This window comes from Pedobacter sp. UYP24 (genome assembly GCF_054057295.1).
In genome coordinates, this window is sequence record NZ_JBSRZD010000006.1 from 107,274 (window position 1) to 131,612 (window position 24,339).

22 protein-coding genes and 5 tRNA genes are annotated in these 24,339 nt (G+C 37.0%); 3 read left to right on the forward strand and 24 right to left on the reverse strand.

Annotation, left to right across the window (positions count from 1 at the left end; all coding sequences use genetic code 11):
• Positions 1-33: 33 nt before the first annotated feature.
• From rpoB to ACVWYN_RS12430, 17 genes are all read right to left on the reverse strand, one after another.
• Positions 34-3,837 (reverse strand): DNA-directed RNA polymerase subunit beta, encoded by a 3,804-nt coding sequence (gene rpoB, locus ACVWYN_RS12350; protein ID WP_457289176.1) that lies wholly within the window; start codon positions 3,835-3,837, stop codon positions 34-36.
• Positions 3,838-3,991: 154 nt separating this feature from the next.
• Positions 3,992-4,366 carry a 50S ribosomal protein L7/L12 gene (gene rplL / locus ACVWYN_RS12355; RefSeq protein ID WP_457289177.1) on the reverse strand — a complete coding sequence of 125 codons (375 nt, stop codon included), beginning with the start codon at positions 4,364-4,366 and terminating at the stop codon, positions 3,992-3,994.
• A gap of 65 nt (positions 4,367-4,431) precedes the next feature.
• Positions 4,432-4,953 (reverse strand): 50S ribosomal protein L10, encoded by a 522-nt coding sequence (gene rplJ / locus ACVWYN_RS12360; RefSeq protein WP_410881756.1) that lies wholly within the window; start codon positions 4,951-4,953, stop codon positions 4,432-4,434.
• 5 nt (positions 4,954-4,958) lie between these two features.
• Positions 4,959-5,657 carry a 50S ribosomal protein L1 gene (gene rplA / locus ACVWYN_RS12365; protein WP_457289178.1) on the reverse strand — a complete coding sequence of 233 codons (699 nt, stop codon included), beginning with the start codon at positions 5,655-5,657 and terminating at the stop codon, positions 4,959-4,961.
• A gap of 23 nt (positions 5,658-5,680) precedes the next feature.
• The gene (gene rplK / locus ACVWYN_RS12370) at positions 5,681-6,124 is read right to left on the reverse strand and encodes a 50S ribosomal protein L11 (RefSeq protein WP_037443979.1); all 444 of its coding nucleotides are present in this window, start codon (positions 6,122-6,124) and stop codon (positions 5,681-5,683) included.
• A 67-nt stretch (positions 6,125-6,191) separates the two neighbouring features.
• Complete coding sequence (gene nusG / locus ACVWYN_RS12375) at positions 6,192-6,734, reverse strand: transcription termination/antitermination protein NusG (protein ID WP_457289179.1); 543 nt, start codon at positions 6,732-6,734, stop codon at positions 6,192-6,194.
• 9 nt (positions 6,735-6,743) lie between these two features.
• The gene (gene secE / locus ACVWYN_RS12380) at positions 6,744-6,941 is read right to left on the reverse strand and encodes a preprotein translocase subunit SecE (protein ID WP_457289180.1); all 198 of its coding nucleotides are present in this window, start codon (positions 6,939-6,941) and stop codon (positions 6,744-6,746) included.
• Between the two features lie 13 nt (positions 6,942-6,954).
• Positions 6,955-7,025, reverse strand: a tRNA-Trp gene (locus tag ACVWYN_RS12385).
• Positions 7,026-7,148: 123 nt separating this feature from the next.
• Positions 7,149-8,336, reverse strand: a complete 1,188-nt coding sequence (gene tuf, locus ACVWYN_RS12390) for an elongation factor Tu (protein WP_457289181.1) — start codon at positions 8,334-8,336, stop codon at positions 7,149-7,151.
• Between the two features lie 122 nt (positions 8,337-8,458).
• A tRNA-Thr gene (locus ACVWYN_RS12395) sits at positions 8,459-8,530 on the reverse strand.
• Positions 8,531-8,583: 53 nt separating this feature from the next.
• A tRNA-Gly gene (locus ACVWYN_RS12400) sits at positions 8,584-8,656 on the reverse strand.
• A gap of 11 nt (positions 8,657-8,667) precedes the next feature.
• Positions 8,668-8,750, reverse strand: a tRNA-Tyr gene (locus ACVWYN_RS12405).
• Positions 8,751-8,760: 10 nt separating this feature from the next.
• Positions 8,761-8,833 (reverse strand) — tRNA-Thr (locus tag ACVWYN_RS12410).
• 204 nt (positions 8,834-9,037) lie between these two features.
• Positions 9,038-9,385 (reverse strand): ribosome hibernation-promoting factor, HPF/YfiA family, encoded by a 348-nt coding sequence (gene hpf / locus ACVWYN_RS12415; RefSeq protein WP_457289182.1) that lies wholly within the window; start codon positions 9,383-9,385, stop codon positions 9,038-9,040.
• A gap of 15 nt (positions 9,386-9,400) precedes the next feature.
• Complete coding sequence (locus ACVWYN_RS12420) at positions 9,401-10,288, reverse strand: tyrosine-type recombinase/integrase (protein WP_457289183.1); 888 nt, start codon at positions 10,286-10,288, stop codon at positions 9,401-9,403.
• Positions 10,289-10,549: 261 nt separating this feature from the next.
• Positions 10,550-10,744, reverse strand: a complete 195-nt coding sequence (gene rpsU / locus ACVWYN_RS12425) for a 30S ribosomal protein S21 (RefSeq protein ID WP_457289184.1) — start codon at positions 10,742-10,744, stop codon at positions 10,550-10,552.
• Positions 10,745-10,830: 86 nt separating this feature from the next.
• A complete protein-coding gene (locus ACVWYN_RS12430) occupies positions 10,831-12,006 on the reverse strand; it encodes an acyl-CoA dehydrogenase family protein (RefSeq protein ID WP_457289185.1) in 1,176 nt (391 codons plus the stop codon).
• Between the two features lie 194 nt (positions 12,007-12,200).
• Here ACVWYN_RS12430 and ACVWYN_RS12435 point away from each other — a divergent pair, with 194 nt between their 5' ends.
• A complete protein-coding gene (locus ACVWYN_RS12435) occupies positions 12,201-13,286 on the forward strand; it encodes an ATP-binding protein (RefSeq protein ID WP_457289186.1) in 1,086 nt (361 codons plus the stop codon).
• Here ACVWYN_RS12435 and ACVWYN_RS12440 read toward each other — a convergent pair.
• The 3 genes from ACVWYN_RS12440 to ACVWYN_RS12450 form a co-directional block, all read right to left on the reverse strand.
• The gene (locus ACVWYN_RS12440; protein WP_457289187.1) at positions 13,283-14,017 is read right to left on the reverse strand and encodes a LuxR C-terminal-related transcriptional regulator; all 735 of its coding nucleotides are present in this window, start codon (positions 14,015-14,017) and stop codon (positions 13,283-13,285) included. The genes ACVWYN_RS12435 and ACVWYN_RS12440 overlap by 4 nt on opposite strands.
• Positions 14,018-14,239: 222 nt before the next feature.
• Positions 14,240-14,767: an adenine phosphoribosyltransferase gene (locus tag ACVWYN_RS12445; protein ID WP_457289188.1), complete on the reverse strand. Its 528-nt coding sequence runs from the start codon at positions 14,765-14,767 to the stop codon at positions 14,240-14,242.
• 5 nt (positions 14,768-14,772) lie between these two features.
• A complete protein-coding gene (locus ACVWYN_RS12450; RefSeq protein ID WP_457289189.1) occupies positions 14,773-15,705 on the reverse strand; it encodes a helix-hairpin-helix domain-containing protein in 933 nt (310 codons plus the stop codon).
• Positions 15,706-15,786: 81 nt separating this feature from the next.
• Between ACVWYN_RS12450 and ACVWYN_RS12455 the strand changes: the two genes are divergently transcribed.
• Positions 15,787-17,538 (forward strand): lysophospholipid acyltransferase family protein, encoded by a 1,752-nt coding sequence (locus tag ACVWYN_RS12455; RefSeq protein WP_457289190.1) that lies wholly within the window; start codon positions 15,787-15,789, stop codon positions 17,536-17,538.
• Here the strand turns inward: ACVWYN_RS12455 and ACVWYN_RS12460 are convergent.
• Complete coding sequence (locus ACVWYN_RS12460; RefSeq protein WP_457289191.1) at positions 17,535-17,777, reverse strand: hypothetical protein; 243 nt, start codon at positions 17,775-17,777, stop codon at positions 17,535-17,537. The genes ACVWYN_RS12455 and ACVWYN_RS12460 overlap by 4 nt on opposite strands.
• A gap of 295 nt (positions 17,778-18,072) precedes the next feature.
• Between ACVWYN_RS12460 and ACVWYN_RS12465 the strand changes: the two genes are divergently transcribed.
• Complete coding sequence (locus tag ACVWYN_RS12465; RefSeq protein ID WP_457289192.1) at positions 18,073-19,278, forward strand: hypothetical protein; 1,206 nt, start codon at positions 18,073-18,075, stop codon at positions 19,276-19,278.
• 1 nt (position 19,279) lies between these two features.
• On the opposite strand, the gene ACVWYN_RS12470 is transcribed toward ACVWYN_RS12465, so the two are convergent.
• The 3 genes from ACVWYN_RS12470 to ACVWYN_RS12480 form a co-directional block, all read right to left on the reverse strand.
• Entirely contained in the window at positions 19,280-19,807 is a 528-nt protein-coding gene (locus ACVWYN_RS12470; RefSeq protein WP_457289193.1) for a hypothetical protein, read from the reverse strand.
• Between the two features lie 133 nt (positions 19,808-19,940).
• Positions 19,941-21,380, reverse strand: a complete 1,440-nt coding sequence (locus ACVWYN_RS12475; RefSeq protein ID WP_457289194.1) for a hypothetical protein — start codon at positions 21,378-21,380, stop codon at positions 19,941-19,943.
• Positions 21,381-21,495: 115 nt separating this feature from the next.
• Entirely contained in the window at positions 21,496-24,294 is a 2,799-nt protein-coding gene (locus ACVWYN_RS12480) for a TonB-dependent receptor domain-containing protein (protein ID WP_457289195.1), read from the reverse strand.
• Positions 24,295-24,339: the final 45 nt, after the last annotated feature.

Genomic DNA, 24,339 nt, shown 5'->3' on the forward strand with positions numbered 1-24,339 from the left:
AATTAATACCAGATACCAAATACTTATTACTACTTAGTCTAACGTAATATCTAAACCTAACCCGCGTAACTCATGTACCAACACGTTAAATGATTCTGGTACACCTGGTGTAGGAAGGTTTTCACCTTTTACAATTGCTTCATAGGTTTTTGCTCTACCGATAACATCATCTGATTTCACAGTCAATATTTCCTGTAGAATATTTGCAGCACCAAATGCTTCAAGCGCCCAAACCTCCATTTCACCAAAACGCTGACCACCAAACTGGGCTTTACCACCCAAAGGTTGTTGAGTAATCAATGAATACGGCCCGATCGATCGTGCGTGCATCTTATCATCAACCATGTGTCCAAGTTTCAACATGTAGATAATACCAACAGTTGTAGGTTGGTCAAATTTTTCACCCGTTAAACCATTGTTTAGGTAAGTTCTGCCAGAAGCAGGTAGTCCAGCCTTAGCGATCCAATCTTCCACCTCATAATGCTTAGCACCGTCAAAGATTGGAGTTGCAAATTTAACACCCAATTCTTTCCCAGCCCAGGCCAATACAGTTTCATAAATCTGTCCAAGATTCATACGTGATGGCACACCCAATGGGTTCAACACAATATCAACTGGAGTTCCATCTTCAAGGAATGGCATATCTTCATCACGTACAATACGGGCAACAATACCCTTATTACCGTGACGACCTGCCATCTTATCTCCAACTTTTAACTTACGTTTCTTAGCAACATAAACCTTAGCCATTTGAACAATACCAGATGGTAATTCGTCTCCAACGCTGATGGCAAATTTATCACGTTTGTAAGCACCAAGCTCTTCGTTTACACGAATGCCGTAATTGTGTAACAAAAGTTTAATTTGATCATTTTTGTCCTCATCAGTAGTCCATTTGTAAGGATTGATGTGCGTATATTCCAAATCAGATAAACTTTTCTGAGTAAACTTAGCTCCCTTAGGAAACAATAATTCCTTGTAAACATTGTAAACACCTTGAGATGTTTTTCCATTTACAATCTGAAATAATTTGTCTACCAGTTCGTTCTTAAGATTAGTAGTCGCAATACCGTATCGTTTATCCAGCTTTTCTATTGCTGATTTTTCTTCAGCTTTAGTAGTTTTTTTAGCTCTTGAGAATAACTTCGTATCAATCACGACACCTTTAATTGAAGGTGGCGTTTTCAATGATGCATCTTTAACATCACCAGCTTTATCTCCAAAAATAGCACGTAGCAATTTTTCTTCTGGCGAAGGATCAGACTCACCTTTAGGGGTGATCTTACCAATAAGTATATCACCTTCTTTAACTTCTGCACCTACACGGATAATACCATTTTCATCTAAATCTTTAGTAGCTTCCTCAGAAACGTTAGGGATATCTGGTGTTAATTCCTCTTCTCCACGTTTTGTATCACGCACTTCTAATTCAAACTCTTCTATATGCAATGAAGTGAATATATCTTCTCTAACAATACGCTCGTTAATTACAATCGCATCCTCAAAGTTATATCCTTGCCATGGCATGAAAGCAACCTTTAAGTTTCTTCCCAAAGCCAACTCACCATTTTCGGTTGCATAACCTTCACATAAAACTTGTCCTTTAACAACTTTCTGACCTTTCTTAACGATCGGCTTCAAGTTTATACAAGTGTTCTGGTTGGTTTTTTTAAACTTAATTAATTTATAAGTCTTGCTATCACCTTCAAAAGAAACTAAACGATCTCCGTCGTTTCTAATATATTTAATGGTAATTTCATTGGCATCAACATACTCTACAGTACCGTCACCCTCAGCGTTGATCAATGTTCTTGAGTCACGTGCAACGCGACCTTCCAAACCTGTTCCAACGATAGGAGCTTCAGGACGCAATAATGGCACTGCCTGACGTTGCATATTTGATCCCATCAAGGCCCTATTCGCATCATCATGCTCAAGAAAAGGAATAAGTGAAGCAGCTATTGAAGTAATCTGATTGGGAGCCACATCCATTAAGTCTAATTTCTCAGGCTCAATAATTGGGAAGTCACCCTCGTAACGTGCCTTAACACGAGGAGTAGTGAAATTACCTTTATCATCATACTCAGCATTTGCCTGAGCAATTGTTTTACCATCCTCATCTTCAGCAGATAAGTATATAACGGGCTCATTAACTGAGACTATACCATTCTCAACCTTTTTGTAAGGTGTTTCGATGAAACCTAAATTATTGATCTTAGCATGTACACATAATGAAGATATCAAACCAATGTTTGGTCCCTCTGGTGTTTCAATGGTACACAAACGACCATAGTGAGTGTAATGAACGTCACGCACCTCAAAACCTGCTCTTTCACGTGATAGACCACCTGGGCCTAAAGCCGATAAACGGCGTTTGTGAGTTATCTCTGCCAATGGATTAGTTTGATCCATAAACTGAGATAACTGATTTGTACCAAAGAAGGAATTAATAACCGACGATAAAGTACGGGCATTAATCAAATCAGTAGGAGTAAAGACCTCGTTGTCACGAATGTTCATACGCTCACGAATAGTCCGTGCCATACGAGCTAAACCAACACCAAATTGAGCATATAATTGCTCACCTACTGTACGAACACGACGATTCGACAGGTGATCAATATCATCCACTTCCTCTTTAGAGTTGATCAGTTTGATCAGATACTTAACAATAGCAATAATATCTGCTTTTGTCAATACCTTAACATGATCTGGAGTATCCATTTTCAACTTACGGTTGATACGGTATCTACCAACATCACCCAAGTCATAACGCTTATCAGAGAAGAACAAACGCTCAATAATACCTCTTGCGGTTTCCTCATCAGGTGGTTCTGCATTACGCAAAGCACGATAGATGTTTTCAACAGCCTCTTTTTCTGAGTTTGAAGTATCTTTTTGTAAAGTATTATAGATAATGGTATAATCTGCCTGACTCGGACCGTCATCTTTAGATAAGATGATAGTTTTAACGCCAGCATCAATGATCATATCAATATGGTCATCTTCTAAAACTGTATCCCTATCTAAGATCACTTCGTTACGATCAATTGAGACTACCTCACCTGTATCTTCATCAACGAAATCTTCAACCCATTTTCTTAGAACCCTTGCTGCAAGTTTACGTCCAATAAATTTCTTTAAACCAGATTTGCTAACCTTAACCTCATCGGCAAGATCAAACAACTCAAGAATATCTTTATCAGAATCATAACCAATGGCACGCAATAATGTGGTTACAGGGAATTTTTTCTTACGATCAATATAAGCATACATGACGTTATTCACATCGGTTGCAAACTCGATCCAAGATCCTTTGAAAGGAATAACACGAGCAGAATAAAGCTTAGTGCCATTTGTGTGACGGCTTTGACCGAAGAATACTCCTGGAGACCTGTGCAATTGAGAAACAATAACACGCTCTGCACCATTTATCACAAACGTACCCTTAGGAGTCATATATGGTATAGTTCCCAAATAAACATCCTGAATGATGGTTTCAAAATCTTCATGTTCAGCATCATTACAAGAAAGCTTAAGCTTCGCTTTTAATGGAACACTATAAGTTAATCCCCGGTCAATACACTCAGGTATATCATAACGCGGTGGATCAATAAAATAATCAAGAAACTCTAAAACGAAAATGTTTCTGGAATCAGTGATTGGGAAATTCTCAGCAAATACCTTAAACAAACCCTCAGTATGACGGTTGTCAGAAGTAGTTTCTATCTGAAAAAATTCTCTGAATGATTGCAACTGCACATCTAGAAAATCTGGATAATCTATAATATGCTTACTTCGTGCAAAATTTACTCTTTGGTCGACTTTATTTGCCAATGGACTAAAGTTAATTTACTTTAAGAATAAACTATTTGTTTGGTTAGCCGTTAAACAATTTCATCAACCAAACAAGATGAAAAGTTTATAAACAGGTATAGACTCCGACTATATAGTCGGAGTCTATGGTTAAAGTTGTTTGGAAATTAAGCGATTACTTAATTTCAACTACAGCTCCAGCTTCTTCTAATTGTTTTTTCAAAGCTTCAGCCTCGTCTTTAGTAACACCAACTTTCAATTCTTTTGGTGCACCATCAACTAAATCCTTTGCTTCTTTCAAACCTAAACCAGTTAGATCTTTTACCAATTTAACAACTGCTAATTTAGCACCACCAGCTTCTTTCAATATTACATCAAAAGTTGTTTTTTCTTCAACTGCAGGAGCAGCATCAGCAGCAGGGCCAGCAACAGCAACTGCAGCAGCAGCTGGTTCAATACCATACTCGTCTTTTAAGATTTGAGCCAATTCGTTAACTTCTTTAACTGTTAAGTTTACCAATTGCTCAGCAAACGCTTTTAAATCTGCCATTTTATAGATTTTTAAAAATTTACGTAAAAATAATTTATTTAATATGAAACTTATTAGGCGTTTCCTTAACCTTCTCTCTCTTGTAGAGTTTTAACAATTCCTGCAATTTTGCTACCACTAGACTTCAACGCTGAAATAACGTTTTTAGCTGGCGATTGTAATAAACCAATGATGTCTCCAATAAGCTCTTCTCTTGATTTCAAGCTCACCAAAGAATCCAAATGATTATCACCAACATATATAGATGAATCGATATATGCTGCCTTAAGTACCGGCTTGTCAGATCCTTTTCTCAACGCTTTGATCAGTTTAGCCGGAGCGTTACCTGAGGTTGAAAATAACAATGCTGACTGACCTTTAAGGGCGGCAAAGATCTCTGATGAATCGCCTTCTAATCCTTCAATCGCTTTTCTGATTAAAGAATTTTTAGCTACTTGCATTTCGATCCCGCTTTCGAAACATTTACGACGGATATTATTAATCTTAGCAACAGATAAGCTAGAAGTATCAGCAATATAAAAATTGCCGAACTCTTGCATTTTCTCTTGAAGAGCTGAAACTAGTTCGTGTTTTTCTTCTCTGTTCATAATAATTAGATCCCCGTTACTGATTTAGCTTCGATTGCAATTCCAGGACTCATTGTAGAAGAAACGTGAATGCTCTTAAAATAAGTTCCTTTTGCAGCAGATGGTTTTAGCTTAGAAATTACTTGAAGAACTTCTAATGCATTTTCATATATTTTTTCTGCAGGGAATGATACTTTTCCTACCGAAGCGTGAATGATACCACTTTTGTCAACTTTAAAATCAATCTTTCCGCCTTTAACATCAGTTACTGCTTTACCAACTTCGTTAGTAACAGTACCTGATTTAGGGTTTGGCATAAGGTTACGTGGACCCAAAACGCGGCCCAGTTTACCTACTTTTGCCATACAAGCAGGAGTAGTGATAATAATGTCAACATCAGTCCATCCACCTTCAATTTTGGACACATACTCGTCTAAACCTACGAAATCTGCACCTGCTGCTTTAGCCTCTTCTTCCTTATCAGGATTACAAAGAACTAATACACGTACAGTTTTACCTGTACCGTGTGGTAAAGTTGCGATACCACGCACCATTTGATTGGCTTTACGTGGATCTACACCTAAACTAACATCGATATCAACCGATGCATCAAATTTAGTAGTAGTAATCTCTTTAACCAAAGCAGCCGCATCCTTTAAAGAATACGTTTTACCAGATTCTAGTTTAGCATGTGCCTTTTTTTGATTTTTTGTTAATTTAGCCACTGTTGTAAACTGTTTTTTGTTAATTAATTTGTCCAGGGCGCATCACCACTAACGGTGATTCCCATACTGCGTGCTGTACCGGCAACCATACTCATCGCCGATTCGATAGTGAAAGCATTTAAATCAGTCATCTTATCTTCAGCAATTGACTTAACCTGATCCCAAGTCACCGAACCAACTTTCTTACGGTTGGGCTCAGCAGAACCACTCGCTAATTTAGTAGCATCCTTTAACTGGATAGCCACAGGAGGAGTTTTGATGATGAATTCGAAAGACTTGTCAGCATAAACAGTAATTACAACTGGTAATACTTTACCTGGCTTATCTTGGGTACGAGCATTGAATTGTTTGCAAAACTCCATGATGTTCACCCCTTTAGCACCTAACGCAGGTCCTACCGGTGGCGATGGATTTGCAGCTCCACCCTTGATCTGTAACTTAACAAGTGCACTGACTTCTTTTGCCATTTTCTGTTTTTGTTAATTTGTAATACTCAATGTTAAATGTTGGAAGCAATGTAACAATTAAGGTTTTTTATTCTTTTTCAACTTGCATGTAATTAAGTTCTAGCGGAGTCTTACGTCCGAAAATCTTAACCATAACTTTCAATTTCTTTTTCTCTTCATTAACTTCTTCGATAACGCCAGTAAAACCATTAAATGGTCCATCCATAACCTTAACGTTCTCGCCTACATAATAAGCTATATTCATGGTTTCGCTTTGTTGGCTCATCTCATCAACTTTACCTAAAATACGGTTAACTTCAGATTGACGCATAGGAACAGGATTTCCACCTTTATCACCCAAAAAACCAATTACACTATTAACATTTTTGATAATATGTTCAAGCTCTCCATCTAAAATAGCTTCTATCAAAACGTAACCTGGATAAAAATTGCGCTCTTTTGCAATCTTCTTTCCATCTTTCATCTGATAATATTTTTCCATCGGGATTAACACCTGAGGAACCAAATGAGAGAATCCTAAACGGCTAATTTCAGAATCGATGTATTGTTTTACTTTCTTCTCTTTTCCGCTGACAGCCCTAACTACATACCATTTTAACTGATCGTTCATTGAGCTATATTAATTAGAAAGTGATTTATAAAAAGTATCTAAAACGAAAGTAGAACCCTTATCCATAGCAAATACAACTAATGCAATGATAAGTGAAGCTACCAAAACCAACACCGCAGAACTTTGCAATTCTCCCCATGTAGGCCAAGTAACCTTCTGGGTCATTTCTTCATACGATTCTTTAATAAATTGAACTACTTTAGCCATAATTAATTATTTGCACGGGAACAAGGATTCGAACCCTGATCAAAGGTTTTGGAGACCTCTATTCTACCATTGAACTATTCCCGTGTGTTAAATCTGCATTCTCTAAAACAGATTTTTTTTTAGAAACAAAGTACTCAGGCTATGAAAGCCTAAGTACTCTGCTTTTATTTTATAAAACTATTTTACATCCCTAAAAGGGAAGTTAAACTATTTTAAAATTTCAGTTACCTGACCAGCTCCTACAGTTCTACCACCCTCACGGATAGCGAAACGAAGACCTTTTTCCATTGCAATTGCGTTGATCAATTTAACTGTGATCGTAACGTTATCACCTGGCATAACCATTTCAGTTCCTTCAGCTAGTGTGATTTCACCAGTTACATCTGTAGTACGGAAATAGAATTGTGGACGGTATTTATTAAAGAATGGAGTGTGACGTCCACCTTCTGCTTTTGACAATACATAAATCTCACCTTTGAAATCTGTGTGAGGAGTTACTGAACCTGGTTTACAGATAACCATACCACGACGGATATCAGTTTTCTCAATACCACGTAACAATAGACCTACGTTATCTCCTGCTTCACCATAATCAAGGATCTTACGGAACATCTCAACACCTGTTACAGTAGATTTAAGATTTTCTGCACCCATACCCAAGATCTCAACTGGATCTCCAGAGTTGATTACACCACGTTCAATACGACCAGTTGCAACAGTTCCACGACCAGTAATCGAGAATACATCTTCAACAGGCATCAAGAATGGAAGCTCAGTTAAACGTGGAGGAATTGGAATGTAGCTATCAACTGCTTCCATTAGTTCTAAAATCTTACCAACCCATTTTGGATCACCATTCAAACCACCCAAAGCAGAACCTTGAATAACTGGAATATCATCACCAGGGAATTCATAGAAAGATAATAGTTCGCGAATCTCCATCTCTACTAATTCTAGTAATTCAGGATCATCAACCATATCCACTTTATTCATGAATACAACCAAAGTTGGTACACCTACCTGGCGAGCCAATAGGATGTGCTCACGAGTTTGTGGCATTGGACCATCTGTAGCAGCTACAACGATGATCGCTCCATCCATTTGAGCAGCACCAGTAACCATGTTCTTCACGTAATCCGCGTGACCTGGACAGTCAACGTGTGCATAGTGACGGTTAGCTGTTGAATACTCAACGTGTGCTGTGTTAATCGTGATACCTCTTTCTTTTTCCTCTGGAGCAGAGTCAATCGAATCAAATGAACGCGCCTCAGAGAAACCAGCATCAGCTAACACTTTAGTGATAGCTGCTGTTAAGGTTGTTTTACCGTGGTCAACGTGACCGATAGTGCCGATGTTTAAGTGCGGCTTGCTGCGGTCAAACTTTTCTTTTGCCATGTTTTTATACTTATTAGTAGGTTAACTTTTTATTTATTTATTGTTTTGATACAACTTTCAATGCGAAAAACCTTGTCCTACCCAGCTTAACAGGTTTAACAAAGCATTTCATTTTTTTTATGAGCCAAAGATGGGACTTGAACCCACGACCTCTTCCTTACCAAGGAAGTGCTCTACCGCTGAGCTACTTCGGCTTATCTCAGCTTACAATCAAGCTCCTTGCCGACTGCCCACCTTTTTCCAATTGAGCGGAAGACGAGGTTCGAACTCGCGACCTATAGCTTGGAAGGCTATCGCTCTACCAACTGAGCTACTTCCGCTTCTTTTTTTGTGGGGAGAGAAGGATTCGAACCTTCGAAGTCTTGCGACAACAGAGTTACAGTCTGTTCCATTTGGCCACTCTGGTATCTCCCCTAAAAAAAAGAGCCTCCTATCGGGATCGAACCAATGACCTACTGATTACAAGTCAGTTGCTCTACCAGCTGAGCTAAGGAGGCTTATATCTTACATTCCTGAAAAGCCAGAAAGGTAGTTTATAATATTAATCATTCACAGAACATTCCATTCCTTATGGAGCAATGCCCTCTCTGAAATGGAATGCAAATCTACAAAAATTAAAGTTCTGCGCAAAATTATTTTTAAAAAAAATTGACAGGTGTTACGCTGCCAATTTAATATCAAAACGAGGCTAAAATATATCTCTAATAATCAGACACTTCATCAGCATTTAGTAATTCTTTATGCTCACTCAACTTTGCTCTGGTTTTATCTTTATGTTTGGTAATCTGCTTCCTTAAAGACTCTATTGCCAAATCTGTTGCCTCTTCAAAAGATTTACATTGCTCTTTTGCAAACATAGTCATGCCCGGAACGTTCAGCTTAATTTCACTGATCTTATTCGCCTCATCGTCTACATTCTCTAGTTTAAGGTACACCTCACCACTAATAATCTGATCATAAAACTGATCTAACTTATCAACTTTCTTTTGTATAAAATCTAATAACTTGTGGTCCGCAGTGAAATGGATCGATTGAACTGTAATTTTCATATTTACCTCCTTGTTTTATGCCTTTGGATGGGCTTGTTTATATATTGATTTTAACCTTTCTATTGAATTATGCGTATAAACCTGGGTTGCGGCCAAGCTAGAATGCCCGAGCAACTCCTTTATCGCATTCAAATCTGCTCCTCTATTTAATAAACTTGTGGCATAGGAATGTCGCAATACATGCGGACTCAATTTTTCCTGCGTTGAAATAATCTTCAAATACCGCTGCACAATTCTGTAAATTAATTTAGGATATGCATCCGCACCTTTATCTGTAACGAATAAGTGCACCGTTTTGTTATTAAAATTTTGCACCAATTTTAAGTCAATATACGTTTTGAGCTGATTCACAAGCACATTACTTATTGGCATAATTCTTTCTTTATTTCTTTTACCCAGCACCTTTAGTGTTCCCTGGTAAAAATCAACATCATTATCTTTCAAAGACAACAATTCGGAAAGCCTGAGACCACAGCCAAATAATGTTTCTATTATTGCTTTGTCTCTCACAGAGGAAAAACTACCATCAAAAAAAATACCTGAATCAAGTAACTCATCCAACTTTTCATCACCAACAAATACCGGCAATCGCTTCGGCAATCTAGGAGCACGAATTAATGGCATTGGATTATCTAAAACCAGACCTGATTTTACCTCATACTTATAAAAACTTCTTAAAGTGGAAAGCTTCCTTGAAATTGAACTTTCTGTCATTTTAAGCTCTTCAAGCAAATAAACCATAAACTCCCTTACCATTTGATAAGTTACTGCATTAAGCTCCAACTCAAACCTTTCAGCAATGAAATCATTGAATTGAAGTAAATCTGCTTGATAGGATTGTACAGTATGGGAAGAGTAGCGTTTCTCATGATGAATATAGATCAAAAACTGTTCAATTGCCATAGAAGGAATTTGGTTGCTCTTAAAGTGAATCTACAAAAATTTAATTGATCAACTAAATTTAAACCATTATTAATTTGAAAAATTACCCCTCAGTTTTAAAAATTTTTCCCATATAGCCCCAGCGGAACTACCTTCATCTAAATTCCAATTGTACTCCAAATCAAAATAAAACAAAAAAAAACAACTCCAAATCCAACTCATAAAAAAGGCCCAGAAGAATAAATTCTTCTGGGCCCAATTATATGATATAAATTAAAAGTACTAAATAGTTCCTTCTAATTGCATATTTTGAATGTAGATCGCATGTTTAACTTGCGTACGACGAGCGACAGATTTTTTCTCATATGCCTGGCGACTACGTAGTTCTCTTAATACACCCGTTTTTTCAAATTTCTTTTTGAAACGTTTTAGGGCTTTATCAAGTGATTCGCCGTCTTTAATATTAATGATGATCATAACGTTAAAATACCTCCTCTCGTTGTTTTTAGGATTGCAAAGATAAGGGTTTGTTTTGGTTATCAAAACATTAATATAAAAAATAGTTAAACAGCATTAAGTAATTCTCTGGCAATAACGATCTTTTGTATTTCAGACGTTCCTTCTCCTATCGTACAAAGCTTGCTATCGCGGTAAAATTTCTCAACAGGAAAATCTTTTGTGTAACCATATCCACCAAATATTTGTACCGCTTCTGTAGATGTCCTAACAGCAACCTCAGATGCGAAATACTTTGCCATTGCAGATTCCTTGGTCATTGCAAGCCCACGGTTTTTTAGATCCGCTGCCTGTCTTATTAATAACTCAGCAGCTTCAATTTCTGTTGCCATATCCGCTAGCTTAAAACTTATACCTTGGAAACTGGCAATAGGCTGTCCAAACTGATGCCTTTGTTTAGCATAAACTAAGGCCGCTTCATAAGCCCCTTTCGCTATCCCTAAAGATAAGGCCGCAATAGAAATCCGGCCGCCGTCCAACACCTTCATGGCTTGTTTAAAGCCTTCTCCTTCTACTCCAAGCAGATTCTCTTTTGGTACCCTGCAGTTATCAAAAATCATTTCTGTGGTTTCAGATGCCCTCATCCCCAGTTTATTCTCTTTCTTACCAGCAGAAAATCCTGGCGTCCCTCTTTCCACAACTATTGCAGAGATTCCTTTTGAACTACCCTGTTCGCCAGTGCGTACCATAACTACGGCCACGTCACCACTCTTACCATGGGTAATCCAATTCTTTGACCCATTTATCACATACTCATCACCATCCAAAACAGCAGTGGTAGACATCCTCAACGCATCAGAACCAGTATTGGCCTCGGTCAATCCCCAAGCTCCAATCCATTCTGCTGTTGCCAGTTTTGATAACCATCTCTGTTTTTGCTCAGTATTGGCAAAGGCAAGAATATGTCCTGTACACAATGAATTGTGCGCAGCCAGCGAAAGCCCAATTGATCCGCATACCTTTGCGATACCTACTATTACATCAACATATTCCTGATAACCAAGTCCCGAACCTCCGTATTCCTGAGGCACAAGTACCCCCATCAAACCCAGCTCTCCCATTTGCTTAAATACTTCAACAGGAAAATATTGTTCTTCATCCCATGCCATTACATTCGCACGAATATTTCGCTCTGCAAAGTCACTAACCACTCCCCTAATCATCTGCTGATCTTCTGAAATACTAAAACTGTATCCTTCTGAATTACTTATCTTGTCTAACATTTTAATAGATTGAATTCATGCAATTATAATCATTTTATAGCTTTGCTGTCATAGTCAAAACCATTGTATAAAGTAGAACGAAATGGTATTTAGTCTATATTCTATCTTTCCGTATTTGAGATAAATTAAAAAGCACAAAAAGTATTTTTATTTTTTTAGTTTTAAAGTTCCAAACACCACATAATATTATCTTTATGCGACCAATAACCTGGCACCACATTCGTGAACAGTTAAACAAAGATTTAATTGGAAAAGATTCTTACCGCGGCGTAACCCTTACCTACTCCTGGCTAGCCAATCAGTTTGGTCACTTTTCTCTGGGGTTTATACCGGCAATAGCAATTCATCACTTACTCATATCAACTAACCAAGCTGTAATCAAATTTTTCTCTTATCTAAGGATTACTTTACCAGTAAGCAATGCCGAATACTGGGCCGCATTTGGAGTATGGAGTTTCTGGGTTTTATTTGAAACCTATAACTTTCTTAAGCCCTTATTATTCAACAAAACGTCCAAACGAAAAGCTCTTGGAAACGGACAATACACCTTTCAGCCTGCATGGTTCAATGTTGCTTTTGATACAGTTACAGATCTGCTATATTTTGGTATGGGGGCAGTTGCGGCAAGTTTGCTATGTAACTATCAGCCTGTAATGCTCATACTGTTATTGGTATTGTTGGTACTGTTATCCTATCCTGCCTACTATTGGTACACGACTAAAATGTTTATTCAAAACGCCGAATATCCTTTTCAATTGAGGTTAAGTCAATGGAGCCAAAACATACAGGAACTCAACAAAGGTTACATTTTAGATTTCATCAAAAACAAGAACGAAGGGAAGCACATACTGGTTTTTGGGTCCAAAGGAAGTGGAAAAACTACACTCGCAGTCGCAATCGCAACTGAGGCCTCCATAAAAAACAACTGTTGCAGTTACGTCACGGCAGTTAAATTGTTAAGTATGTTCTACGATCCGCAAGACCAGAAGTACGACAGGTATTTATGGTCATGGAGAAGTTGCGGACTATTAGTCATTGACGACATCAATCCCGGCAGACCAGTTAAAAGCGACATCATAACCACAAATTTATTCTACGAAATTCTAAACAATGTAGATAACGGGCCACACAACATTAAGCACATCAGAAACAAAAATATTATATGGGTAATGGGGAGCGACGATCCTACCAATATGCTAGAAGAAAAATGGAAGTTGCTCTTAACAAATATCGGAGTAGATCAGAAAAACATAAAAGTTATAGACCTAGACGTAAATTAAGGTAAAATATAATTGTCGTATGCAAAGCTCACCAAATGGGTTAAACTTTTCACATCAAACCTTTTATATAATGGAATTATTCTCTTTTCAATAGCAGAATGCGAAACCTTAAATTCATGGGCTATTTCCTTGAATGAATACCCCTTAGCTACAAGAGAAAGCGCCTCTTTTTCTTTATTGGAGATGGCCAAATGACTAAATAATACTTTGTTTAGCTCCTCTTCAAACTTCTCCTTTTCAGGACCATAAGCTGCATAACGCATTATCTTACCAAAAATAAGGCTTCTGTTTATCTGAAAACGACCAATTATAGATTCTATCCTTTCGTTCTCAGAACTAAAAACACCCACCCGGGCAATTATAGGAACCAAACTTCCATTCTTATGGATTTTTTTCAGCTCTATAGTGAAACTATATTTATCCAGGTCTTTCGTTTTGTTGTGTATAAACTGAAGTGCCTTATCATTAAGATCGTGAGAAAATGGTGCATATTCTGGCGCAGACATGTTTACTATCGCCAGCATATTTATTTCGTCATCAGGATAGCCAACAACTTCTTCCCATCCGCTTGCAAAAATCATCCTGTTTTCTTTAAAAGAATAAACATAGATGGCTTCCTCTGGAAACTTTGGTATAGTTTGATTAAAATAACCCCATTGTTCACTATCTCGATCAGCTGGAACAGCTGTTATAAAATTTCTGGTATAATCACCAAAATTCTTTTTTGACATCACTTAAAAGTAAGAACCTATAAATATAAAAGCTGCGTATTTTCTCAGTTGATTCGAACGGTACTGCATGCTAGATTTGCAAACAAGATATTAAAAATTATTGATCATACCGTCATGTATACAAAACAAACTAAAACAATTACCGCCCATTTTTCAATATTTATTCTAAAGCTAGCTGCTGTGGCGCTCTTGGCATTGTGTTTATATCAATCCGGTATTTAGCTAATAATTAGCCAGCGCAAATACCTGATCTGAATATGGTACCAACCTGCTTTTGCCATTCAGGAAATCCAGAGAGATGATAAATGAATAACCTGAAACTGCTCCTCCCAGCTGCTGAATAAGCTTTGTAGCCGCTACCACAGTTCCACCAGTGGCTAGCAGATCATCGTGGATAAGTACCCGCTGACCGCTAATAAGCGCATCTTCATGACACTCAATCACAGCACTACCGTACTCAAGATCATAAGATTGCTTAATCGTCTTATATGGCAATTTCCCCTCTTTTCTAATTGGAACAAAAGGAACGTTTAATAGTTGCGCCAACTGCGGACCGAATAAAAAACCACGACTTTCAATGCCCGCAACCAAATCAATCTGAAGATCTTTAACCTGCAAACCGAGCGCTTTAACAATAGCAGCACACAATTGAGGGTCTTTTAGAATTGGTGTAATATCCTTAAATACAATTCCAGGTTTAGGGAAGTCATTTACATCTCTTACAACATTTTTTATTTTAGTAGAAATCATTATAGTTAAAAGGTTAAATAGGGTGATATATGAGAAACCACTTCGGGTGTAAGAATAGCAATTTTTAACAAATCTGCTGTATTGTTAAAATTTCCATGCTGCTTCCTATATTGTAAAATTGCATTAACCTGCTTGTACCTTATGTATGGATTATTTTTAAAGTCCTCCATTTGAGCAGTATTTACATTTATTTTTCTTATTGCAGACTCATCCACGTGAACCTGATCTTTGATCTCTAAATATTTTGCAGAATCCAGACCGAAAACTTCCAGCAACTGTTCCTTTCTATAAAAGCCACCTATCCGCTCCCGATATTTCAAGATTCTAGTCGCAAATGCTGGTCCCACGCCTTTAATCTCATCCAAATCGGCACTGTCCGCAAAATTTAATTCTATTATCCTACGCACCGGCTTTACAATCGCTATGTTCTTATTATCAAAAGTTTTATGCTGTGCTTGATCTATATTTGCATCAGGCAAATCGGCTTGTTTGATAGATACAAAAGGCAAAAGCTTATCGGCCATTGCTGGACTAATCGTATACATTTTCCTTATGTCAGCTGGCATTTTAAACCTACCACCTTTGCTCGTATATTTTAGTACTCCTGCTGCCTGTTTTGGAGACAGCCCCAATGAGATCCATTCAGTAATACCAATGGTATTTGGATCGAACAGGAAAAGCTTATCGTGCTTATAAAATTTAATATTGGTTTGCCCGGCAGCACTATTCTTCAACCTTACCACTTTGTTTGATTCAGAATTTTCACTCAAAATCAACCTTTTTATTACAAATTGATCATCATCATTATGGTCTTCAGTAGCAAAAAAAGAATAAGCGCTTGGTGCAAAGGTTATTAACACTATAGCAACAATCAAGGCCAGAAGCCCATTAAACTCACTTTTAGTAAAGTCAAAGTAGTTATTTAGCCATTTTCTCATTGAGTGGCTAATGTACTACTGTTATTTAAAAATATAAATCTTATTTTTGAAATTGTACCATTAGTCAATAACTAACCATACATGAAGATCATAACTACCCAAGAGTTTGCAAAGGCTACTAAAATAGACAAGCTAGGCGTACCGGGCCTTGCCGCATTACTCATGGAGATGATGAAACTGAATGATATTAACAAAGTGTTCTCCCAAAATGTACATTTTAATGGGCTTGAATTTGTTGATAAGATACTGGAAACCATTGGTGTAAGTATAGATTTTGATGAAGATGACCTTAAGAACATACCAAAAACAGGTGGATTTATTGCCATAGCCAACCATCCTTATGGTGGCATAGAAGGGCTAGCACTGGTAAAACTGCTCTGTACTGTAAGACCTGAAGCTAAAGTGATGGTTAACTTTATACTTAAAAAAATACCCAACCTAAGTGAGTTCTTTGTGGCTGTAAATCCATTTGAAAATGTGCAACATTCTTCCAGCATCAGTGGTTTAAAAGCTACATTTGATCTGCTACAAAGTGGTACTCCAATAGGTATTTTCCCAGCTGGAGAGGTTTCTACCTTTAGTCTGGACAAGCAGGAAATCACAGACAGGTTGTGGCATCCGGTTGTAGGTAAACTAATTGCGAGAGCCAAAGTACCTGTTGTGCCAATATATTTCCATGGCAATAACGGTGTGCTTTTCAATATTCTAAGTTTTATTCACCCTACATTAAGAACCGCTAAGTTGCCATCAGAGTTTTTAAACAAACAAGGTTTAAAGATAAAGGTGAGAATTGGCAAGCCAATAAATATTGAAGATATCTCTTACAGGAACAACACCAATAAACTACTGGATTTCCTTAGAGCAAGAACATATGCATTAGGCACAGGCTTAGATGAAGAAAAGAAACTGTTTAATCCCATTAATCTTTTTAAAATAAAGAAAAAGCCGGAAGCAATTATAGAGGAAACCGAACGCACTAAGATTGTTGAAGAGGTAACTCAACTGGAAAGCTTTAGGGTTTGGGTAGAGAAAAACTATGAGGTGTACATTACACCCACAGCAAATATCCCCAACATTTTAAGAGAAATAGGACGCTTGCGCGAAATCACCTTTAGGGAAGTAGGAGAAGGAACCAATAAAAAGATAGACCTAGACAACTACGATATTTATTACAATCATTTGTTCATTTGGGATAAAGAACTTCAGAATATTGTTGGAGCGTACCGCATTGGAAAAGGAGACGAAATCCTCAATACTATGGGTAGGCGCGGTTTCTATTTATCAGAACTCTTTAAAATGAAAGAGCCTTTTTACCCTATCCTAAGAAAAGGAATTGAGCTGGGAAGATCATGGATACGGAAAGAGTACCAGTTAAAACCACTTCCTTTATTCCTGCTTTGGAAGGGAATTCTAAAATATCTTTTGGACAACCCGCAATACAGGTACATGTTTGGCCCTGTAAGTATAAGTAATAACTTTTCTAAGTTCTCCAAATCGCTTATAGTGAATTACATTACCAAAAACCACTTTGATTATGAACTTGCTCACTACGTAAAGCCTAAAAACAAATTTAAAGCAGATCTATCTGCAATCGATAAGGATCTCCTCATCGAAAGCAGTGAGTCTTTAAAAGATCTTGACAGTTTAATATCAGATATAGAAAATACGCATATAAAAATACCTGTCTTACTAAGGCAGTATATGAATCTGAATGCTAAGATCATTTGTTTTAACATAGATCCAAAATTTTCAGATTGCCTGGATGGCTTCTTATTGGTAGATACTCAAGATATTCCGCCAGAGATGCTGGAGAAAATCGGTAAAAATCTTTAAGCTGTTACTGGACTGATTTCTTCAATTTTAACTTCAACAGCAGGATTTGCGAGTTTAATTTTCTTGGAGAGTTTTTTTGCCAATTGCCCAGATCTCTTTTTGATCTCTTTATTTAATTTCTTATCATGCTGGCCTAACTCTGTAGTTATAGAGATTAAAGCCTTGATTAACTGATCTTCAATAGCAGATATGGTTGATTTCTTGATCGCCTTTTTTAGTTTTTGCTTCTTTTTATTCATAATTTCAAAGCTATATTAAATTAACATTCGTTTAATATTATTATTATGTTAAGAATATATTCCCTAGTTAACATTAGAAAAAACAAAAAGCCCTGACATCCACCAAGGCTTTTCTTATCAACTAAACCGAAAGTATAAATACCAACCAAGTACCTATGTCACAAAAGTAGATTTGGCATATTAAGCTGCTGTTAAGTATTTATTACCAAATGGAATAAGCAACCCTCAAACTTAATGTTATCAGTATGTTAATTAATCATATATTTAATGTAACCATTATATAAACACATAGGCTATGCACAGCTCGCTTAGGTTTTTTGTTTCTCTAATTACATTATCTGCCCTAACCATAACAGCAAGTGCGCAGCACAACGGGCGTGCGGTAAATTTTGAGATGTACAACGACACCTTTAACGTCTATGCTGATTCAACCACCATCATAGCTGCGCCCACTACCATAACAGAAGAGTTTATCAATTCCAGCTATAAACAGCTAGACCACGAAAACTATAAACCAATAATAGACTCACTAAGCGCGTATAAACACAAGCATCAGCTTAACGACTGGCTGTACTATCAACTGATTAGAAAGACCGCAGAAAGCATTGCTGCTAAAAAAGAAAATTATGCGCTCTACACTTTTTACAAGTGGTTCTTAATGGTTAAATCAGGTTACGATGCCCGGTTAACTATCGCTGCAAACAGGATTATTTTTTACGTATACAATAACGAAGACATCTCAGACATCCCATTTCTAATGTTTAAAGGCAAGAAATACATGTGTTTGAATTACCATGACTACAACCATGCAAACCTCAATGATGTTCCTCCAACTGATATGATAGGTATTCCTGAGTCTATCCAGGCCTTCTCTTATAAAGTTACCCGTATGCCCGATTTTAAACCGACGGACTATGAAGACAAGAAAATAGAATTTAGCTACAAACACAGGGTTTATCACTTTAATGTTAAGGTTAACCCCAAGGTTGATGCCATCTTTACAAATTATCCGGGTGTTGATTTTGAATCCTATTTTAACATCCCGTTAACCAGGCAAACCTATAGCTCGCTGATACCCTTATTAAAAAAGAATGTTTTAGGAATGGGGGAAAAGAAAGGTGTAGATTACCTGATGAAGTTCACGCGCTATAGCTTTCTTTACGAAAACGATGAAGAAAACTTTGGCAAAGAGAAACGTCTTTCACCAGAGGAAACTTTGTTCTCAAAATATAGCGATTGTGACGACCGTGTAGCACTTTTCTTCTATTTGGTAAAGGAAATATACAACCTGCCAATGATAGCCATGTTGTACCCTACCCACATTACCATGGCTGTGCAATTTAACAAGCCCATAGGCAAGCCCATCATATACGAAGGTAAGTCTTACTCACTTTGCGAACCTACACCACAAAAGGAAGATCTAGGCATCGGCCAAATGTCGGCCAAACTACAACTTGCATCTTATCAGGTTGTATATAGCTACGATCCAAAAAAGCCTTAGCCTACTTTTGATTCAAATAATAATACTGCTTGATGTGAAGCGTATCAGCATACGGTACCATAGGCTCAGTTGATTTGATGTATAGCGTAGTTTCAACCAGCCATTTTCTGTTGCCATTGGCATCATAAGTATTAAGTTGTACTCCCTTGCTGGTGCCGCTTGCTACTTGTATAGGTATAGAAAAACAAGCAGGACAGACGGTAAACAACTTTAACCTTCCTTCTGCGATTTCCTGCTCACCTAAATTGAAAGTACTGCCTTTAGCCGGGGCGGACAAATAAACAATGGCTGTAACACCCGGAGTCTTAACCTCACTCCAGAATAATCGGTAGCCGCCCTTCTTAATCGAAAACGTAGCATCATCAAAAACTGAATTATTAGAATAAGAGTAAGTACAATTTCCGCCCTGCGGACAATCCGTCAAACCTTTCTCATTAGGATTTTCAACGTAACCTTCGTCTTTACTACAGGATAAGAACCCTATTAACACTGTAATAACGAATAACAAACTAGTAACAACTCTTTTCATATCTTTTCTTTCTTGCTAAAACGGGATAACCTGAAAATCTGCTACAGGAAGTGTATTAATGTTATGTTAACTTTTATAAAAAAAGCCCTGGTCATAGACCAGGGCTTCAGAGGTTAAACAAATATATAGACTACTATTTTACTGCACCTGGAGTTGTGTATGGCAACGATTGTGGATCAAAGCTAGCCCATCCAGAAGCCCAGTTATCAGTACCAAAAGCACCTTTGTAAGCAACACTTGTGAAGCCAGATGCAAGTTTAGCATTTGTAAATGCTGCACCAGTAGCTGCTGGCGAAGCTGCAGCCAATGTAAAGTTAGGTGTACCAACTCTTGTACTAGCAACTAAATCTGCTGAATATTTATATGGATCAGCAAATACAGCACCGGCTAAGATTGCTGGATCAAATATATTTGCCGCAGCAGTAGCCGTTAATAATGGAGTAACTATACCCAAAGCTGTTGCATTAGATGCTTTGATTTGATTGCCTTTACCATTACTATTGTACACTAAGTTGTTAGCAAAAACTGATCTGCCAGCCACCAAGTTTGCAGAAACATTTGCTGTTCCGCCAGCAGGTTTTTCGTCATCAATATAAATACCTTCTGTATAACCAACAATCACAGAATTAAATATACTGATTGCTGAGTTACGGCGTATTTGTGCTCCATGTTGAAAGTTAGCATTGATACTGCTACCATTAGAACCTACTGGACCTAAAATAGTCATGTTTGAAAACACAGCAGATGTCTGAGGAGTATTGTTACTACCTGCACCATCATTATCAGACTCAAAACCATTTGATCCAGAAACGTCAGCAGTTACAGCTAAACGTTGAGCCAAACCAAATTGAACTTTACCAGAGAAACCATTATCTGTATCAAAATCATCATCCCAAGTATCAACTGTTATTAGGTGAGTACAGTTAACAGAACCACCAAACCATTCAAAAGCATCATCACCAGAACGATACACTTCAATATAATCGATTGTAGTACCAGAACCTACAGAACCAAAAGTTAACCCGTTGATTTCGTTATCAGGACTCAAAGCGATACCAGCATATTCAATACGCACATATTTCATAATACCAGAGTTATCTGCGTTATCAGTACCACCATGTTTTCCTTTATCAGTTGCATCAGAAATACCTTCAATTGGCACTGAAGTACCAATGTTGTTTTGTGCTTTACCCAATAAAATTACACCACCCCAGTCACCTTCTTTACGGGCACCAGCTGCGATACTTGAAGTAAATACAATTGGTTTATCAGCAGTACCAACTGCATTAATCTTTGCACCTCTGGTAATAATTAAGGCTCCTTTAGTTGCCTTATCACCTTTAATAATTGTTCCAGCCTGAATAGTTAATGTAGCATTTGCAGTTACAAAAATGTTACCTTTTAATAAATAAATCTTATCTGCACTCCATGTTGCGTTTGCAGCTACATCTCCAGTAATCTCAACCGTATTGGAAGGTACAGGTGGATTAATCTCTTCATCAACAGTTTTCTTTGAACAACTCGCCAGGAAAACTAATACGCTCATTGCGCCAAATAATATTTGTTTTTTCATTTTGTTTTTTTTGTTTTTACTTTCTACAAAGGTGTTATCTTGATGTAATTCGTAGATTAACACACCATTAATTTATTATTAAGAATTAACCGAAATTTAGGAAGGTAAATTAACATTAGAAATTATAAGAGAATGACAACGAGTAATTACTACCAGGTTTGTAGCTACTTATTGTTGCATCACCTTTTGATCTGTCATATTTTTTGTCTTTATCGTTGTCGTAGTACTGAGTAATGCGGTTGTTTAAAATATCACCGGCATTAAACTTTAACTCGCCCTTGTTTTTGATCACTTTTACCGCCAGTTGCAAATCCACAACATTTCTAGGTGCTTCCCAAATAGCAGGGAATAAAGCGCCTCCCGCTACATTTAGTCTTCTACCAACTGTATTATAGAGTGCATTGAAACTTAATTTATCATTCAGGAAGCTATGTTGTAAACCTGCGTTAATGATATACGGAGCTTGTCCCACCATTGGCCTCTTGGTATCTATCAGATTAATACCTGTGTTTTTCGTTTCAACATTTGATTTAATTAACGATAGATTGGTATAGAATGTAGTTTTCTTTAAGAATTCAGTTTCTGAAATAAAATCTAAAGTTTTACGGAATTCCAATTCCACTCCATATACATCAACTTTATCAGAATTGATAAAGGTAATTATTCTGGAAGAACCCCCATCACTATTAAACGATTCAATGGCATTATGGAATTTCTTATAGAATCCTGATACTGAAATGATCTGACCAGCCTGTGGATAAAATTCAAAACGAATATCTGCATTGTCTATTTTAGCTTCCTTTAAATTCGGACTTCCTTGTTGTAAAGCCAACAATTCATAATCATAGATCGAAGCTGAAGACAATTCCCTAAACTCTGGTCTTGCCAAAGTGCGATAGTAAGAAGCCCTTAAGTTAATTTTAGGTGTTAAGCTATAGGTGTAGTTTGCTGAAGGCAAAACGTCAACATAATTATCATTAACAGAAGTTTGTGGAGTTGGCACTTTAGCATCTAACACTACATTAAATTGTTCAACCCTTACTCCCCATACCAGTCTGGATTTCTCGCCGAGCTTATTATCCAACATTAAATAACCTGCATTAGTTAATGAATGTGCTTTATAACTATCTGCATCTAAGGATATGTCATTTAAAAAATAAGCTCCGCTATTGATGGCATCTTTTGCATACAAACTGCTTAATGGTCTCTTGTTTATTTCATTTGCATTTGGCGCAGACTGATTTGCCTGTAAACCAATAAACCTTGCGTCAAATGTACGGGTGCGATAAATTGAATTCAAACCAGCTTTAAATGTTGAAGTCTGTTTAAACATCTTTACTGGTAGTGTATAATTTAACCCCCCGCTAAAATCATCTTCATTTAATTTAGAAAACAACCTTGAATTTTCCTTATTTATATTATCTGTTTGAGCAACGTATACATAGTCAGCATTCCCTTTGTTTGTTGGATCTCTTTGATAACTGATCTTCTTCTGATCTGGCTGATCATTTAATACATTAGCATAACTCAACGACCAGTTGATTTTTGAATTATTCACTCCTAATGGATGAGTACCTTCTATAGTAGATTTAATTAATGCTTTCTGCATTAAATCGAATGCATAAAATTTAATATCACGGTTTCTATCTGTATTATATCCATATCTATTCAAATATTGATCATCATAAGTCCTATTGTAGATATTTTTAAAAGTAATTTTACTTTTTCCGTAGGTATAGGCAAAATTGGCAAGTGCGCCTAAATTAGTAGAGAATTTGTAAATATTATCATGATAATCATAGTTCACATAATCACGTATTACATCATTATTAATACTCTGCGCATTTCTATAGGTTACTGAAAATAAAGCGCCGAACCTTTTGTTATCCTTTAAATCTTTAACCCTACCTAAAGTAAATTGATAATTCTGGGTTGGCAAAGCAGTATTGTTATATACATTCCAATCACTAGATAGGCTTCTTATTGCAGTAATACCTTGCTCTGGAGTTAATGTTCCTCCTATAATTTTATTACGTGATGGAAAATTAGCAGCTAATGCTTTATCACCATTGTCAAATGCAAAATAATCTGTCGCATTTCTTGCGCCACTTTTAAAATCTTTGAATGTTGATGCGGTATTATAACCAGCACCAATTCCGAACGAAATGAAATTCTGCTCAGGGATATCCTTAGTAATGATTTGAATCGCTCCACCAGTAAAATCTCCCGGCAAATCTGGAGTTGCCGTTTTGCTAATAATTATATTATCGACAAGATTTGAAGGAACAATATCGAAAGAGAATGCCTTCCTATTAGGCTCTGTACTTGGAAGAGATGCACCATCAAGCAAAGCCGTGTTATAACGATCGCTTAGTCCGCGGATAACAACAAATTTATTATCCTGAACAGTTGCACCACTAACTCGCTTTAAAACATCAGAAGTATTTCTATCTGGTGAACGCTTGATTGATTCTGATGAAACTCCATCAGAAATAACTGCGCTATTCTTTTGTTGTGCATATAACGCATTTACACTTTCCTTTTTAAAGCTTCCCTGGATAACTACTTCATTCAAATTTTCGCCACCGGCTTCATCCAAAACAATATCAAAAGCAGTGCTTTTTCCAGCAGCTACTTCAACATCACTAATTTCTTTGGTGTTATAACCTACATATTGGAATACCAGGATATATTTTCCTGCTAACAATCCTGGTAATGAATATTTACCATCTACATCGGTAGCAATTCCTTTAGTTGTGCCTTTAACCCTAACGGTAACACCAATTAGTGTTTCGCCACTCTTTTTATCAGATACTTTACCAGAAATTCTTCCTGTTTGTGCGAATGATACCGCACCGATAATTACAAATAGTAACGTAATTATGGCTTTCTTAAGATTCGATTGTGATTTCAATTTGCTGTATTTTAATTTTCAGCAAAGCTATTACCACAATGTTAG